This window comes from Streptomyces sp. NPDC054796 (genome assembly GCF_053611545.1).
The window spans coordinates 123439-139746 of sequence record NZ_JBSHAO010000013.1 but is presented as its reverse complement, the minus strand read 5'-3'; the positions used below and the strand labels follow the sequence as shown (position 1 = coordinate 139746).

Here is a 16308-nt window from a genome sequence, read left to right as displayed (position 1 = left end):
CCCCGAGCCTCCTGGAAGGGCGGGCCCGGCGCGATGGGGTTTCTCCGCCTCTCCGACGGGGGTTGTCCCCACCCTTCGTGTGCGGCGGACCCTTCGTGTGCGGCGGGCCATGGCGACGAGGCTAGCGAGGGGGACATGGTCGACTCGTCGTGCGGCAGGACGAACCCGTCTACGAGAAACCCAAGGGTGCGTCCCCTACGGGTCGTGGAGGGAAAGCGAGTGCTTCGTTTACACGGCAACCACTACTGTCCGTAGCTTTTGTGCGCCGCGTGACAGTTTCGCGCCCGCCCCTTCCACGCGAAGCTCACTCGCCAGTAACGTGCGCTCACCCTCGGGCGCCCGGCGCCGTGCAAGGGAGGACCCGGCATGTCGTTCCCTCCGTACGAGCAGCACGACCCGTACGAACCGTACGACCCCGCACGGCCCGCGCACCCGGACCCCGCGTATCCCGGGCACCCGGACCCCGCGTACCCCGGACACCCCACGCCGCCTGGATACGTCCCCGCTCCCCCGGCCTATCCGCCCGCGCCGCCCTGCCCGTCGTCCCCGCCCGAGGTGCCGCCAGGGGCCGGGGACGAGCTGCGCAGGCTGCGCGGCGCCTACCGCTGGCTGCGCCGCAGCATGACCCTGACGGCGCTCGGCTACTACGTGGCCTTCCTCTGCCTGGCCGCCTTCGCACCCGGCGTGCTGGAGGCCAGGATCGTGGGCACGTCCTTCAACCTCGGCATCGTCCTCGGCCTCCTCCAGATCCCGGTCACGCTGCTGGCGATCGTCGGCTACGAGCGTCTGGCACGCGCCACCGTCGACCCGACAGCGCGCCGGGTGCGCGTCGCCGACGCGGAGCGGCGGGCCCCGTGAACACCATCGACGCGCCGTCCCAGTCGCTCTCGTTCGCGATCTTCGCGGCGGTCGTCAGCGTCACCCTGCTGCTGTGCATCATGACCAGCGCGGAACGCGACGACCTGGACGAGTTCTACACCGGCTACCGCACCCTCGCGCCCGTGCGCAACGGGCTGGCCATCGCGGGCGACTACATCTCGGCGGCCACCGTCCTGTCCACCGTCGGCATCATCGCCCTCGCGGGCTTCGACGGCATGGCGCTGGCGCTCAGCACCGCGCTGTCGCTCCTGCTGCTGATGTTCCTGCTCGCCGAACCCCTGCGCAACGCGGGCCGCTTCACCATGGCCGACGCGCTCACCCGCCGCGCCCGGAGCAGGACGGTACGGGTCACCGCCGCCGCCGTCACCCTCGTCGCGCTGCTGCCGATGATGGTCTTCCAGCTCGTCGGCGCCGGCCACCTCGTCACCCTCGTCCTCGGGTTCGAGGGCTCCTCCGTCCGCACGGGCACCATCGTCACCCTCGGCATCCTGATGATCGGCTACGCGTCCATCGGCGGCATGAAGGGTACGGCCCTCATCCACATCATCAAGATCATGGTGCTGATGGGCGCGGCCGTGCTGCTCGCGCTCCTCGTGCTGGAGCGCGTCGGCTGGAACCCGTCCCAGCTGCTGTCCCTGGCCCGCGACGGGAGCGGCGCGGGCGACGCGTATCTGCGCGCGGGGCTCCTCCAGGTCGAGGCGGGCAGCCTGCGCGACCTGGACATGGTCAGCAGCCAGTTGACGGTCGTGCTCGGCGCCGCCTGCCTGCCGCACGTGACCATGCGCATGAACACGGCCCACGACGCGCCCGCCATCCGCCGCGCCATGTCCTGGGCGGTGACGACCACGTCCGTCTTCGTGCTGCTCATCCTCGTCATCGGCGCCGGTGCCTCCGCGCTGCTCGGGCACCGGATCATCGAGGCGGGCGGGCCGCAGGGCAGCACTGCCTTCATCCAGCTCGGCCAGGCGATCGTCGCGGGCACCTCCACCTTCTCCACATTCGTCTTCGCCCTCGTGGCCACCGCGGTCTTCCTGACCCTGCTCTCGTCGGTAGCGGGCATGATCCTGGCCTGCGGCAACTCCCTGGCGCACGACCTGTACGCCGAGGCACTGCGCGGCGGAAAGGCCACCGTGCGCGGGGAGATGCTGACGGCGCGGCTGGCCGGGTTCGCCGTCGGGCTGCCCGCCATCGCGCTCGCCGTCCTCGTCCAGGACCGGGGGCTCCAGTCCCTGATCACCCTCTCCTTCTGCACGGGCGCCTCCGCGATCGCGCCCGCGCTGGTCCTCAGCCTCTTCTGGCGCCGCTTCACGCGTGCCGGGCTGCTGTGCACGCTGATCGGCGGCACGCTGAGCGTGGCCGCGGTCCTGGTCTTCTCCCGGATCTTCTCCGGCAGCCCGCAGGCGCTGCTGCCCGAACGGGACTTCGCCGTCTTCCCCCTCACCACCACGGGGCTGATCACCATCCCGGTGGGCTTCCTGCTCGGCTGGGCGGGCACGTTCCTGAGCGGGCGCGGTGCGCGGGAGCGGCAGCGGCGGGAGTACGAGGAGACGGAGGCGCGCGTCCTCGCGGGCACGTCACCGCGCTGAGGGAGACGCCGCCGCGCTGAGGCACGGGCTCCGCGCCGCAGGAGCACGTCGAGCCGCTTGGAGGGAGCACGCCGCCGCGCGGGACGGGCCCTTCACCGCCCCTCGCCATGCCGCACCGCGCCGGATCGCGCCCTCCTCACCGCGCCGGGCCCGTGAGAAGGTGTCCCGGGCAACGACTTGGGGGAGGCGGCGCATGACGGAGGCTCACCCGCCCGCACCGGAGACGCCCTCGCCCCCTCCGGAGGAACCCGAAGAAGCGGCCCCCGCTCCCCCGGCGCGACGCCGCAAACGCGTCGTCGCCGCGCTGATGATGGCCATGGCGCTGGCCGCGCTCGACGGCACCATCGTCTCCACCGCCGTCCCCCAGATCGTCGGCGACCTCGGCGGCTTCTCCTACTTCTCCTGGCTCTTCTCCGGCTACTTCCTCGCCCTGACGGTCACCATCCCCGTCTACGGCAAGCTCTCCGACACCTTCGGCCGCAAGCCCGTGCTGCTGAGCGGCATCGCCCTCTTCCTCCTCGGCTCGGCACTGTGCGCGGGCGCCTGGGACATGGCCAGCCTGGTCGCCTTCCGCATCGTCCAGGGGCTCGGCGGCGGCGCGATACAGGGCACGGTCCAGACCGTCGCGGGCGACCTCTACCCCCTCGAGGAGCGCCCCCGCATCCAGGCCGCGCTGTCCACCGTGTGGGCCGTCTCGGCCGTGGCGGGCCCGGCGCTGGGCGGCACCCTCGCCGGGTACGCGGACTGGCGCTGGATCTTCCTGCTCAACCTGCCCGTCGGCGCCGTCGCGCTGTGGCTGCTGGCCCGGCACTTCTCGGAGGCGGGCCGCGCCCTACGGAGGGGGCCCGTGCGCGTCGACTGGCCGGGCGCGCTGTCCGTCTTCCTGTGCGGGGGCCTCCTCCTGACGGCCCTGGTGCAGGGCGGGGTCGCCTGGCCGTGGCTCTCGGCGCCGAGCCTGCTGCTGTTCGCGGGGGTCGCCGCGCTCGTGGCGCTCACCGTGTGGATCGAGCGGCGTGCCGCAGACCCCGTCATCCCCGGCTGGGTGTGGCGCCGCCGCACGATCGCGCCGGTGAACCTGGGCCTGGCCGCGCTCGGCCTGCTGATGGTCGCGCCGACCGTCTTCGTACCGACCTACGCGCAGTCCGTGCTGGGGCTCGGCCCCGTCGCGGCCGGGTTCGTGCTCTCCGTGATGACGCTGAGCTGGCCGGTCTCGGCGGCGCTGAGCCAGCACGTGTACCGGCGCGTGGGGTTCCGGCGGTGCGCCATGACGGGCATGACGCTGGCGTGCGCGGTGCTGGCGGCGTTCCCGCTGCTGCCGTTCCCCGGCGAGCCGTGGCATCCGGCGGCGCTGATGCTCGCGCTGGGCGCGGCGCTGGGGCTCTTCCAGTTGCCGCTGATCGTCGGCGTCCAGTCGTCCGTGCCGTGGCGGGAGCGGGGCACGGCGACGGCCTCCGTCCTCTTCCACCGGCAGCTCGGCCAGAGCGTGGGCGCCGCGCTGTTCGGCGCCGTCGCCAACGCGACGCTCTCCTCGCGGCTCGCGGACGCGCCGGGCGAGGTGCCGCGGCGGCTCGACGAGATGTCCCACGCGCTGGGCGGGGGCCTCGACGGCGCGCTCGGCGAGGGCGCGGCACGGTATGTCCGTGAGGCGGTCGCCGCGGCCGTCGGCCATGTCCACATCGCGGCGGCCTGCGCTGCCGCGCTGGCGGTGCTGGCGCTTCTTCTGCTGCCCCGCGACTTCCCCCTGCTGGCAGAGGGGGAACGGGACTGACGGGGGTGGAGGCGGGATGGCGCCAAGCTGCCCCGCCACGTGGCGCCACCGTGGCGTCATCACGGCACTCTCGAGAGCCATTCCACCCCCTGCGCGGCACCACTTCACACCAATCCGCGCAGGAAACCGCAGTTCAGAGCCCTGCGCGCCAAGGAGGAGTCACGGTGGCTCGCAATGGCGCCATTGATGTGCCATAGTGGCGCCATGGACCTCACGCCCTACGTCGAAAACCTCCGGCAGGAGCTGGCCGTCGCCGCTGACACCGGCGGCGACGAAGCCCGCGCCCTCGCCGACCGGCTCACCGCACCCCTGGAATCCGCCACCCGCCTGACCCTCCTCAACGCGCTGTCCGCCGCCATGGGCGAGGTCACGCAGGAGCTGGCGCCGGGTTCGGTCGACGTACGGCTGCGCGGGCTCGACCCGGAGTTCGTGGTGACGGCGCCGCCCGCGCCCGAGCCGCCCCGAGAGGCGTGGGAGCCGTTCACGGAACCCGCCGCACCCGCCGCCCCCGCGCCGCCGGCGCCCGCCGACGGCGACGACGGCACCATGGCGCGCATCAACTTCCGCCTCCCGGCGCACCTCAAGGCCCGCATCGAGGGCGCCGCGGCGACGGAGGGCCTGTCGGTCAACGCCTGGCTGGTGCGGGCCGCGTCCACCGCGCTCGACGGCGGGGGACGCGCGAACCCGCAGGCCCGCGGCAAGGACTCGGGCAGCGGCCGGGGCTTCACCGGCTGGGTCCGCTAGGGGGTGTCTTCAACGTAGCGTCGTCCGGCCGCCAGGCGCCGCGGCCCAGACGGGACGTTGAAGACACCCCCCGGGGCCACCGGCCCGCACCGCTTTCACCGGCGGACCACCGACCGGTCCGTCGACGTCACTCTCACCACCCGCCTCACCAGCGGGATCCACCACCCAAGCCACGAGGACGGGACAGCCATGCCTTCTTTCGAGACCCCTCAGCCGATCATCGCCACCCTTGAGCTGGACGCGGGAACAGCCCGCATCAGCGCGGGCAAGACCACCGAGACCGTCGTCGAGGTGCTGCCGCGCAACGGCTCCGACGACAAGGACGTGCGCTCCGTGCAGGAGACCCAGGTCACCTGCTCCGGCGGCCGTCTCTCGGTCAAGACGCCCAAGAAGCGCACCCCGTGGAACAAGCCGGGCGCCATCGAGGTGAGCATCGAACTGCCCGCCGGGTCCGAGGTCCGGGCCACCACGGGCATGGGCCACCTCTCCTGCGAGGGCCGCCTCGGGGACGTCGCGCTCAGGACCGGGCTCGGCGACCTCCAGGTCGACGAGGCGGCCGGGGCCAGCCTGCGGACCGCCACCGGCGAGATCCGCCTGGCCCGCTCGACGGGGGACGTCGACGTCACCGGCGCGGGCCGGGTCGAGATCGGCACCGTCGACGGCGCTGCGACCGTCAAGAACACCAACGGCTCGACGCGGATCGACGAGGTCACCGGCGAGCTGAAGGCCAACGCGTCCAACGGCGACATCTCCGTCGGCGTCGCGCACAGCGGCGTCGGCGCCAAGTGCGCCAACGGCCGGGTCGAGGTCGGCGTCGCCCACGCCGGGGTCGACGCCGCCTCCTCCAACGGCGGCATCCGCGTCGGCGACGCCACCCGCGGCCGTATCGACCTGCGCACCTCCGTCGGCGACGTCGAAGTCGGCATCCACGAGGGCACAGCTGCCTGGCTCGACCTTGACCCCAAGTACGGCGCGGTACGCAACTCGCTCGGCACGGCGGCGGGCCCCGAGGACTCCGACGAGACCGTCGAGGTGCACGCCAGGACCTCGGCCGGCGACATCATCATCCGCCGCGCCTGACCCCCAGATCCCCTCCAGCGAAAGGAAAACGGCATGACCGCCACCCGGATACCCCCGCGAACCGCCGCACACCCGAGCGCGCCCGCGCCCGCGATCACCGCCACCGGACTGCGCAAGTCCTACGGCGACAAGCGCGTGCTCGACGGCATCGGCCTGGAGGTGCCGCAGGGCACCATCTTCTCCCTGCTCGGCCCGAACGGCGCGGGCAAGACCACCGCCGTCAAGATCCTCTCCACCCTCATCTCCGCCGACGGCGGCGACCTGCGCGTCGGCGGCCACGACCTGGCGACCGATCCGCAGGCGGTGCGGGACGCGATCGGTGTCACCGGGCAGTTCTCCGCCGTCGACGGGCTGATCACCGGCGAGGAGAACCTGCTCCTGATGGCGGACCTGCACCACCTCTCCCGCCGGGAAGGGCGCAGGACCACGGCCGAACTGCTGGAGCGCTTCGATCTGACCGACGCCGCGAAGAAGCCCGTCTCCACCTACTCGGGCGGCATGAAGCGCCGCCTGGACCTGGCCATGACGCTGGTCGGCGACCCGCGGATCATCTTCCTCGACGAGCCCACCACGGGGCTCGACCCCCGCTCCCGCCACAACATGTGGAACATCATCCGCGAACTGGTCGCGGGCGGCGTCACCGTCTTCCTCACCACCCAGTACCTGGAGGAGGCCGACGAACTCGCCGACCGCATCGCGGTGCTGAGCGACGGCCGGATCGCCGCCGAGGGCAGCGCGGAGGAGCTGAAGCGCCTCATTCCGGGCGGCCACGTGCGGCTGCGCTTCACCGACCCGGCCGCCTACCGGTCCGCCGCCACCGCGCTGCGCGAGGTCACCCGCGACGACGAGGCGCTGTCGCTCCAGATCGCCAGCGACGGCAGCCAGCGCGAACTGCGCCTGCTCCTCGACTGGCTGGACTCGGCCGGTGTGGAGGCGGACGAACTGACCGTCCACACCCCGGACCTCGACGACGTGTTCTTCGCGCTGACCGGCCCCAGCGCCCCCACCGGCCCCACCAACCCGACCACCGCCCCCGCCCCCGCCCCCGCCCAGTCCAAGGAGACCGTCCGATGAGTGCCCTGTCCCTCGCCGTCCGCGACTCGCACACGATGCTGCGCCGCAACCTGCTGCACGTGCGCCGCTACCCCTCCATGACACTGAACCTGCTGCTCACGCCGATCATGCTGCTGCTGTTGTTCGTCTACATCTTCGGCGACGTGATGAGCGCGGGCATCGGTGACGGCGGCGCCGACCGCTCCGCCTACATCGCCTACCTCGTTCCGGGTCTGCTGCTGATGACCGTCAGCTCGACCGTGATCGGAGCCGCGATCTCCGTCTCCATGGACATGACCGAAGGTCTCATCGCCCGCTTCCGCACGATGGCGGTCTACCGCGGGTCCCTGCTCATCGGACACGTCGTCGGCAGCGTGCTCCAGGTGCTCGGCAGCCTGGTGCTCGTCGGCGCCGTCGCCGTGGCCATGGGATTCAGGTCCACCGACGCCACCGTCCTGGAGTGGCTGGCGGCCTTCGGGCTGATCACGCTGTTCACTCTCGCTCTCACCTGGGTAGCGGTTGGCATGGGCATGGCTAGCCCGAATCCCGAGGCGGCCAGCAACATGGCCACACCGCTGATCCTCCTGCCCCTCATCTCCAGCGCCTTCATCCCGGCCGACACGATGCCCGGCTGGTTCCAGCCCATCGCCGAGTACCAGCCCTTCACCCCGGCCATCGAGACCCTGCGCGGACTGCTCCTCGGCACCGAGATCGGCAACGACTGGTGGATCGCGGTCGCCTGGTGCGTCGGCCTCTCCCTGCTCGGCTACCGCTGGTCCACGTCGCTGTTCAACCGCGACCCGAAGTGACCCGGAGCAACCGGTCCGAGTGCCGGGCCGCTCCGCCGACACGCACCAGGCACCCGCACCACCCCGCACCACACCCCCAGGAGGACCCCTTGCCGCACGACATGCCGCACGAGCCGACGGCCCCCCGCACCTTCGACGCCACGCCCGACGAGCCGCCCACCCTCCCCACCGACCGGCGCACCGGCTGCCCCTTCGACCCGCCCGCCGGACTCACCGCGCTGACCGGCGAACCGCTGCGCCGCATGCGCTACGCCGACGGACACCTCGGCTGGCTGGTCACGGGCCACGCCACGGCCCGCGCACTGCTGGCCGACCCGCGCATCAGCTCACGCTACGAACTCCTGCACCCGCCCGTCCCGATGGCGGGGATGCCGGAGGTCATGCCGCCCGCGCCGGTCGGCGACATCATCGGCCTCGACGCCCCCGAGCACACCCGCTACCGGCGCCTGCTCACCGGCAAGTTCACCGTCCGCCGGATGCGGCAGCTCACCGAGCGCGTCGAGCGGTTAACGGCCGAGTGCCTGGACGCCATGGAGGCGGCCGGGCCCACCGCCGACCTGGTGACGGCGTTCGCGCAACCCGTGCCCGCGCTCATGATCTGCGAACTGCTCGGCGTCCCGTACGCCGACCGCGAGCGCTTCCAGGACGAGGTGGCCACCCTCTTCGACCAGACGGCCGACGAGGAGGCGAAGGGCCACGCGTACACCTCGCTGCTCCAGTACCTGGGCGAACTGGTCCTCGCCAAGCGGGCCGCGCCCACCGACGATCTGCTCAGCGATCTGACCACCGCCGACCTCACCGACGAGGAACTGGCCGGGATCGGCGGACTGCTGCTGGCCGCCGGGCTCGACACCACAGCCAACATGCTCGCCCTCGGCACCTTCGCGCTGCTCGGCAACCCCGCCCAACTGGACGCGCTGCGCGCGGAGCCCGCGCTCGTCGACCAGGCCGTCGAGGAGCTGCTGCGCTACCTCAGCGTGGCCGACCCACTGCCGCGCTCCGCGCTGGAGGACATCGAGGTGGAGGGCAGGCTCATCAGGGCCGGCGAGTCGGTGACGATCTCCGTGCAGGCCGTCAACCGCGACCCGCACAAGTTCCCCGACCCCGACCGGCTCGACATCCGCCGCAAAACCACCGGGCACCTGGCCTTCGGCCACGGGATCCACCAGTGCCTGGGCCAGCAGCTCGCCCGCGTCGAGATGGCCGTCGCCTTCCCCGCGCTCTTCGCCCGCTTCCCCGCCCTGCGCCTCGCGGTGCCGCCGGGCGAGGTGCCGCTGCGCGACCGCGCCAACATCTACGGGGTGGTCAGCCTGCCCGTCACCTGGGACGAGGACTCCCCGGACGCGTAGCGACACCGCGCGCCCCGGACCGAGAACCCCGCACCGCACGCCGGTGAGGGGCTCTCGCGTGTCACCACGACGCCGTGACACCGTGACGCCGGACGGCAGCCCGGCCCGGCGTCCCCGCTCAGGCCGAGGAGCCCGGCGCGAGGGAGGCGGGCTCGTCAGGGGTGCGGCCCGTGAGGGTCGCGAGGCTGCTGCGGACATGTGCCATGTGCTGACGCAACTCCTCCCCCTTCTCCTCGTGCTCCCTCAGCACCCGCTCCGTCTCCCGCTCGATGCCCTCCTCCCGCAGCCGCGCCTCCGTGATCAGCTCCTCGCCCTGCGCCTGCGCGTCCTCGACCCGGTGCCGCGCGGCCTCCTCCGCCTCCGCGTGCGCCCGCTTCGCCTCGGCGAACAACCGCTCGCCGCGCTCCGCCATGTCCGCGATCCGCGCCTCGGCGGCGCTCTCCCGCTCGGCCAGCTCGCGCTCGACCGCGTCGGACTCGGCGGCCTGCTCCTTCTCCTGGTCTGCGAGGAGCCCGGCGCAGCGGCGCGACATCTCGCGCAGCGTCTCCGCCGCCTCGCGCCGCACCTCGTCCGCCTCGGCGCGGGCCGCGGCGCGCAGCTCGTCGGCCTGCTGCTGCGCGGTGTCGACGGTACGGACGGCCACGTTCTCCGCGTCGGCCCGCACCCGCGACGCGTGCTCGCGCGCCGCTCCGCGCAGCTCGCGCGCGTCGAGATCGGCGTGCTCCCCCGCCGCCTGGGCCTCGGCCTCGCCCGCGGCCCTGACCTCGGCGGCCTCCGCCTCGGCGAGGGCCAGCAGCTCCTGGGCCCGCTCCCCCAGCGACTCGTAGGTCTGCGGCGGCAGCGCGGCGACCGCACCCCGCAGCCGTTCCGACTCCTCCGTCAGCTCCTTGGCGAGGACCGTCAGCTTCGCGGCGCGCTCCCACGCCGCGTCGCGCTCCCCGTGCAGGTCCGCGACCTTGCCGTCGACCTGTTCGGGACGGTAGCCGCGGCCCCGTACGACGACGAAGCCGTGCGGTGACGACGCACTCATTTCGAGCCCCTAACCTCAGCAACAACGCGCGGCACACATCTCACATGATTCGAGCGAAGCGGCCATACCGCGACACTCCGCCCGAGCCCGCCTTCAAGGATGCGCTACTCGACCTCTGTTGCCGTAATCGGCACATCCCGTCGCAACTGATCAAAAAGTTCTCCCGCCCGTGACCTGTCCCACACCACCACATCACCGGCCCCCGGCACGCTGAGCCCGGCATTCGTCACCGGAACGGTCGCTGTACCCCCACCCCCGCCCGTCAGCCCTCTGATCTCCCAGGCCATCCGTGTGAGTGACGGCACGCCGGTTCCGTTGTCGACGGTGAGGGCTTCGAGCGTCGCGTCGAGGAAGCCGTGGAGGCGGAACGGGTTCAGCAGGGTCGCCGGGCCCGTCGCCTCGTGGACGAGCGCGCTCAGGAGCCGGCGCTGCCGCCTCACCCGGCCGAGGTCGCCCTCGGGGTCGCTGTAGCGGGCGCGGACGAAGGCGAGGGCCTGCCTGCCGTCCAGCGTCTGGCACCCGGCCCGGAGATCGGCACCGGCCTTCTCGTCCCTCAGCGGCGCGTCGAGGCAGATCTCCACCCCGTCGAGCGCGTCCACGATGCCGGTGAAGCCGTGGAAGTCCACCTCGGCGTAGTGGTCGAGGCGCAGCCCCGTCGCCGCCTCGACGGTGCGGGTGAGCAGCTTCGGGCCGCCGAGCGCGTACGCGGAGTTGATCTTGGCCTTGCCGTGTCCCGGCACGGTGACGTACGAGTCGCGCGGGATGCTCACCAGATACGGGCCCGCCTCGCCGTAGTGGAGCAGCATCATCGTGTCCGTGTTCCGCTCGCCAGCGCCGCCCACGTGCAGTTCCTCGCGCTCGTCCGCGCTGAGGTCCGAGCGCGTGTCGGTGCCGATGACCAGCCAGTTCGTGCCCTCGCCCGCCTCGGAACGCACGTCGTCGCCCGCGAAGGCGGCGGTCTCGCGCAACTGCGTCCCGGCCCAGATCCAGGTGGCCCCGACCACTGCCGCGAGGAGCACGGCCAGCACGAGGACGACCAGCCAGGACCGCCGCAGCGCCCGGCGGGGCCCGCCGCGCTGGCGCCCTGGCCGGGGGGCATGTCCGCGCCAGTGCCAGCGGGGCGCGGCGCGGTAGAGCGTGCTGCTGCTCTGCGGCGGCAGCGGGCCCCTGGCCGACTCGCTCATCCCCCGAAGCTCGCACGCGCGGCACACGGGCGCGCGTCGGCTGAGCCGTTCGGCGGGGGGACCCGGGGCCGGGCCAGGGCCGGATCAGAGCCCGATCAGAAGAGGCCGTCCCACATCTGCTCCAGCAGCACCGACCACCAGTTCTCCGGCGACGACAGCGCCGCCGGGTCCAGCGCGGCCAACTGCATCTGGAAGTCGACGGTCCAGCGGCCCGCCTGCTCCTGCGTCAGCCCGTACCGCAGCCGCCACATCCGCCCCAGCAGCGCCATGCAGCGCACGAACTCCGGCAGCCCCGTGTTCACGAACTGCGCGGGCGCCGGCTGGCCGCCCGGAGCGCCCTCCAGCGGCACGGCGACGATGTGCGCCGTCCCGTACTGCACACAGAGCTGACGGCCGAAGTCGTTGCCCATCACGAGGTACGAGCCCGCGTCGGCGCCCGGCTGGACGCCCCGCTCCTGCGCCAGCTCGGCCAGCGTCGGCACGGGACGGCCCGGCTGGGCCTGGCCCCAGAAAAACGGGCCGAAGTCGACGGGCAGGCCCGCCCACACCAGGGTCTGCCCGACGATGTCGGGCACGCCCTGACGGGAGACCGCGCGCTGCTCGAAGCGGAAGACGCCCTGCGGGCCGAACGCCTGCTGGAGCTCCATGCCGATGCCGTCCGGCGGGATGGGCGGCGCGGGCTGGATGTGCTGCGGCGGCGGCATCGGCACCCGGTTCGGCGCGGGCCGCGCCGGGCCGTCGGCGACCTGGTGCAGCTCGCCCTGGTGCTCCAGCAGATGCCGCATGCCCTGCTGACGGGAGGCGTGGTCGAGCCCGTACGGGGCTGTGTTGCTGATCCGCACCTGCGGCCAGGTCTCGCGGATCATGCGGGCGCAGTAGCCGCCCGGCAGATCGCAGGACTCCAGCTCCGTGTGCAGCTCCAGCACCTGCTGCGGCGGCACGTTCATGGCGCGCAGCTCGTGCAGGATCTGCCACTCGGGGTGCGGGGTGCCGGGCGCCGAGCGGCGGATGAGCTGCTGCTCGGAGCCGTCGGGCGCGCGGTAGCGCAGCACGGCCATGTAGCCGGGGCCGACGGTCGGCTGACCTGTCGGCGGCTGCTGCGGATAGCCGTAGGCGGGCGGAGGGCCGCCGGGGCCCGGCGGCACCGGGCCCGGGGTGCCGGGCGGCGGGCCCTGCGGGAAGCCGTAGGCGGGGGGCGGGGTGTTCGGCGCGGAGGGCGGGGGCGGGGGTGCGGTCGGCGGGGCGCCGGGCGGGCCGGGGGGCGGGGGCGGCGCCCCGATGCCACCGGGGCCACCGGGGCCACCGGGACCGCCCTGCGACGGGTTCGCCAGCATCGTCGCCGCGTGATGCACACCGCCAGGGCCACCCTGGCTGCCGCCCTGACCGCCCTGGTTGCCGCCGTCGCCCTGGCCGCCCGGAGGGGCCGACGGGGGCGGGGGCGGCGCGCCGATGCCACCGGGACCGCCCTGGGAGGGGTTGGCCAGCATCGTCGCCGCGTGGTGCACGCCGCCGGGACCGCCCTGGCTGCCGCCGTCGTCCTGGCCCTGACCCTGGCCCTGCGGGCCGTCGACTGCGGGCACCTGGCCGCTCTCGCTGATCTGCGCGGCCAGATCGTCGGCCGAGACCATCTGCGTCGGCACGTATCCGGCGCCCGGCGAACCGGGCGCGCCGGGACCCGCGCCAGCGCCGGGGCGGGCACCGGGGGTGCCGGGCGCGCCGGGCGGCGGAGGTACGGAGGGGCCGCCGCCCCGCGAGGGGCGCGGGGACGAGGGCACGGAGCCGCGCGGGGCGCGGCTGGTGTCGGCGTCGGCGATGTCCCCGGCACCGGCACCCGCGCCGGGCGGGCCGGGCGGCGGGGGCGGCGCACCGATGCCACCGGGGCCGCCCTGCGACGGGTCGGCCAGCATCGTCGCCGCATGGTGCACACCACCGGGGCCGCCCTGGCTCCCCTGACCGCCCTGGCTGCCGCCGTCGCCCTGGCCCTGGCCGCCCGGAGGGGCCTGCGTACCGGGTTCGTCCGGCTCGTCCAGCGCGGGAGCCACAGTCGTACGGGGAGGCAGCACGCTGCCCTCGGGGATCAGCTCCGTCTTCGCCTCGGACCGTGAACTGGGCGGGGGCGGCGGGGTGTCGTCGTCATCGCTGCCGGTTATGGGCGGCGCGAACACCGTCGCGGGAGGCTGCTGCGCGATGCCGTTGCCCGAACTGCTCGTGTCCGCCGCGTCCCACGGGCTCGCGGCGGCGGCCGGGGACGACGAGGCCGAGGCGGCGGACGGGGCCGGGACGGAACCCGCACTCTCACCCGCACCCGCGCCCTGGTCGGCGCCCGAGCGGCGGTTCGGGATGCCCCGCTGGTCCGCCGCCTCCTGGAGCCACTCCGGAGGCGTCAGCAGGAACGAGGTCGCTTCGAGGTCCACCCGCTGCGCGAACACGCCTCCGGGCTCGGGCGGCGCGGGCGGAGCGCCGTACTCCTCCTCGTAGCGCCGGATCACCTCGCCCACCGAGAGACCGGGCCACAGCGTCACGTCGCCGCTGTCCCGCGCGATCACCAGCCGGGTGCGCCCGCCGTCCGACGTCGGCCCGTCCTCACGGTCCTCCGCCCACGCGACGAACCCGAGGTCGAACTCCCGCACCCGGACCTCGCGGTGCTGGTATCCGGGAACGTCCTCGTTCACCCAGCGCTCCGCGCGCTCCTGTGCCTGTGCGAAGGTCACCATCTGGCGCCCACCCCTCAAACCTGGACGGCGCGCGCGAAGCCGCCGTCCACCATCAGGTTCGCCACGGTCTCCAGCTCGGGCGGATTGCCCGCGAGCCGCAGCAGGAAGTCGTCGAAGTCGGCGCCGCAGGGCCGCAGCAGCTCGGCCACCCGCTCCTGCACGCCGATGCCGTCACGGTCGCGTACGTCGTCGTACGCGCAGAACCACACGGAGCCGATCGCCTCGCCCCGCACCTTCACCACGATCAGCCCGCCCTGGACGAAGCCGACGCCCAGGAAGTCCTTGGTGAAGTGGTCGCGCAGACACTTGTTGATGTAGACGAGGTCGTTGACGGCCGCGTCCTCACGCACCGTGAAGAACGGCTGGTCCACCAGCAGGCCAAGCTCCGCGTCCAGCGCCACCCCGCGCGGGGCGCAGCCGCCCGCCGCCTTCAGGAACGCGCGGTAGGCGCCGGGCAGTCTGTAGCCCAGCTTCTCCTCGACGTCCACGATCTGCGGCTCCGTCACAGCGACCCCGCCGCGCGGCACCTCGAAGTGCGCGGGCCTGGTCTCCTGGAGCGGGCGCGTGCCGCCCTTGGCGTGGTCGACGGCGGCCGTCGCCAGCCCGCCGTGATGGCGCAGCAGCGCCTTCACCTCGACGGGCACCAGCACCATGCGGCGGCTCCACGGCACGTGGTGCCAGGTCCAGCCGTGCGGGGTGGCCACCGGGGACAGCTCGCGCCACAGCTCATGGCCCGACGCGTGCAGCGCGGCGTTCGCGGACACAAAGTCCGTCAGTCTCAGCTCGTCGCCGCCGAACCCCTCGGGGGGCTCGGCGATGTCGGCGGCGGCCCGCGCGTACGGCGAGAAGTCCGGGAAGCCGTTCTCGTCCACCCGCACCCCCTGGGGGTGGCGGGAGGCCCGGACCGGGTCCGGGAAGTTCACGACCTGCCCGGCGTAGGCCCGGTTCGGCGGTGCGGCGTGCTGCCCGAGCCGACCTGTCGTCATGGCGGAAGCCCCCTGCTGCGTCTGGCTGACACGAGACAGCCTATGCGCTAGGGCAACGGCCGGTCACCGGACCCGGCAACGGCCCGCGGTGACCGGCCCCGCGCCCTTCACAGCCGCACCGTCACGGGGCGGAGTCCCCCGTACCGCATCCGTACGCGACCGCCACGCCCCCGGCCGTACGAGGCACGGACCGCCGCCTCAACTCCGCGCCGCCGCCACCAGCTTCTCGTGCTGCTTGTCCACCACGGCCCTGGCCACCGGCACCGGCTCGCCCGCGAGACCCACCGACATGAACGTGGCCGTGTTCGCCCCGGCACGCACGACCGTGAACACCGTGGGCGAGTCCTTGCCCTTCGCGTCCTTCATCGTGAACTGCACCGCGTCGTCGCCCACCCCCACCTCCCCGCCGGGCTCGATCCTCAGCGACGCCTCCTGGCCCGTGCCCACGGCACCCTTGAAGCCGCGGCACTCCTTCACCGCCTTCCGCAGCTCCCGCAGCCACTTCGCGGCGTCGCCAGAACCGTACGAGGACAGCAGGATCTGCTGCACAGCGCCGCCCGAGCCGAGATCGCCCTTCATCACCGTGCCGCTCGCGTACGCCTCACGCGCGTACGTCGGCTTCGAGTCCACCGCGTCGGTGATCGGGGTGCAGGCGGGGCGGTCCGGTTCCATCGTGTTCTCGGGCGGCAGCGCGTCCTTGGCGTTCGGCTCCGCGTGATACCCCTTGACGTCCCCCGACTTCAGCAGCGCCGCTCTCAGCCCCGCCGCGTCCAGGGCCCGTACACCGTCGCCGCCGTCCCCGTCTTCCCCGCCCTTGCCGCCGCTCTTCGCACCCTCGCCGTTTCCGCCATTTCCGCCGCCGTCACCGTCGCCGCCGCCGGTGAGCTGCCGCCCCCCGCCGTCGCCCCCGCCGGCCTCGTCGCCGCCACCGCCGCCGCACCCGGCCGACGACAGCGCCAGCACGGGCACGACCGCCAGGGCCACCACGGCACGACGGAGGCCACCAGGGCGAAGAGAAGAGGTGCTGCGCATCACGGAACTCCTGCCTCGAAGGGACACCGGATAGGTGGCCGACGGCCAGATGCTCGCCGTCCCGGACGTACCCCACCACATCTGTTTCACGCCA

At 73.6% G+C, this 16308-nt stretch carries 13 protein-coding genes; 8 read left to right on the top strand and 5 right to left on the bottom strand.

Annotated features, from left to right (window positions below; all coding sequences use genetic code 11):
* The first annotated feature begins 366 nt into the window (after positions 1-366).
* The 8 genes from ACWGJ2_RS13970 (at position 367) to ACWGJ2_RS13935 (ending at position 9268) form a co-directional block, all read left to right on the top strand.
* Positions 367-858, top strand: coding sequence for a DUF485 domain-containing protein (locus tag ACWGJ2_RS13970; protein ID WP_453346293.1), 492 nt, complete (start codon positions 367-369; stop codon positions 856-858).
* On the top strand, positions 855-2465 hold the full coding sequence (locus tag ACWGJ2_RS13965) for a sodium/solute symporter (protein WP_453346292.1): 1611 nt from the start codon (positions 855-857) through the stop codon (positions 2463-2465). Before ACWGJ2_RS13970 ends, ACWGJ2_RS13965 begins: the two co-directional genes overlap by 4 nt.
* A gap of 193 nt (positions 2466-2658) precedes the next feature.
* Entirely contained in the window at positions 2659-4233 is a 1575-nt protein-coding gene (locus ACWGJ2_RS13960) for an MFS transporter (RefSeq protein WP_453346291.1), read from the top strand.
* A gap of 204 nt (positions 4234-4437) precedes the next feature.
* Positions 4438-4977 (top strand): hypothetical protein, encoded by a 540-nt coding sequence (locus ACWGJ2_RS13955; protein WP_453346290.1) that lies wholly within the window; start codon positions 4438-4440, stop codon positions 4975-4977.
* Between the two features lie 189 nt (positions 4978-5166).
* Complete coding sequence (locus ACWGJ2_RS13950) at positions 5167-6057, top strand: DUF4097 family beta strand repeat-containing protein (RefSeq protein WP_453346289.1); 891 nt, start codon at positions 5167-5169, stop codon at positions 6055-6057.
* Positions 6058-6090: 33 nt separating this feature from the next.
* On the top strand, positions 6091-7131 hold the full coding sequence (locus ACWGJ2_RS13945; protein WP_453346288.1) for an ATP-binding cassette domain-containing protein: 1041 nt from the start codon (positions 6091-6093) through the stop codon (positions 7129-7131).
* Positions 7128-7919 (top strand): ABC transporter permease, encoded by a 792-nt coding sequence (locus ACWGJ2_RS13940; protein WP_453346287.1) that lies wholly within the window; start codon positions 7128-7130, stop codon positions 7917-7919. The genes ACWGJ2_RS13945 and ACWGJ2_RS13940 overlap by 4 nt, the downstream gene beginning before the upstream one ends.
* Positions 7920-8020: 101 nt before the next feature.
* Positions 8021-9268 carry a cytochrome P450 gene (locus tag ACWGJ2_RS13935; RefSeq protein ID WP_453346340.1) on the top strand — a complete coding sequence of 416 codons (1248 nt, stop codon included), beginning with the start codon at positions 8021-8023 and terminating at the stop codon, positions 9266-9268.
* A gap of 118 nt (positions 9269-9386) precedes the next feature.
* Here ACWGJ2_RS13935 and ACWGJ2_RS13930 read toward each other — a convergent pair whose 3' ends face one another.
* From ACWGJ2_RS13930 to ACWGJ2_RS13910, 5 genes are all read right to left on the bottom strand, one after another.
* The gene (locus ACWGJ2_RS13930; RefSeq protein WP_453346286.1) at positions 9387-10298 is read right to left on the bottom strand and encodes a cellulose-binding protein; all 912 of its coding nucleotides are present in this window, start codon (positions 10296-10298) and stop codon (positions 9387-9389) included.
* Positions 10299-10402: 104 nt separating this feature from the next.
* On the bottom strand, positions 10403-11482 hold the full coding sequence (locus ACWGJ2_RS13925; RefSeq protein WP_453346285.1) for an LCP family protein: 1080 nt from the start codon (positions 11480-11482) through the stop codon (positions 10403-10405).
* A gap of 95 nt (positions 11483-11577) precedes the next feature.
* The gene (locus ACWGJ2_RS13920) at positions 11578-14196 is read right to left on the bottom strand and encodes an SUKH-4 family immunity protein (protein ID WP_453346284.1); all 2619 of its coding nucleotides are present in this window, start codon (positions 14194-14196) and stop codon (positions 11578-11580) included.
* A gap of 14 nt (positions 14197-14210) precedes the next feature.
* Positions 14211-15182 (bottom strand): SMI1/KNR4 family protein, encoded by a 972-nt coding sequence (locus tag ACWGJ2_RS13915; RefSeq protein WP_453346283.1) that lies wholly within the window; start codon positions 15180-15182, stop codon positions 14211-14213.
* 198 nt (positions 15183-15380) lie between these two features.
* Positions 15381-16214: a hypothetical protein gene (locus ACWGJ2_RS13910; protein ID WP_453346282.1), complete on the bottom strand. Its 834-nt coding sequence runs from the start codon at positions 16212-16214 to the stop codon at positions 15381-15383.
* Positions 16215-16308: the final 94 nt, after the last annotated feature.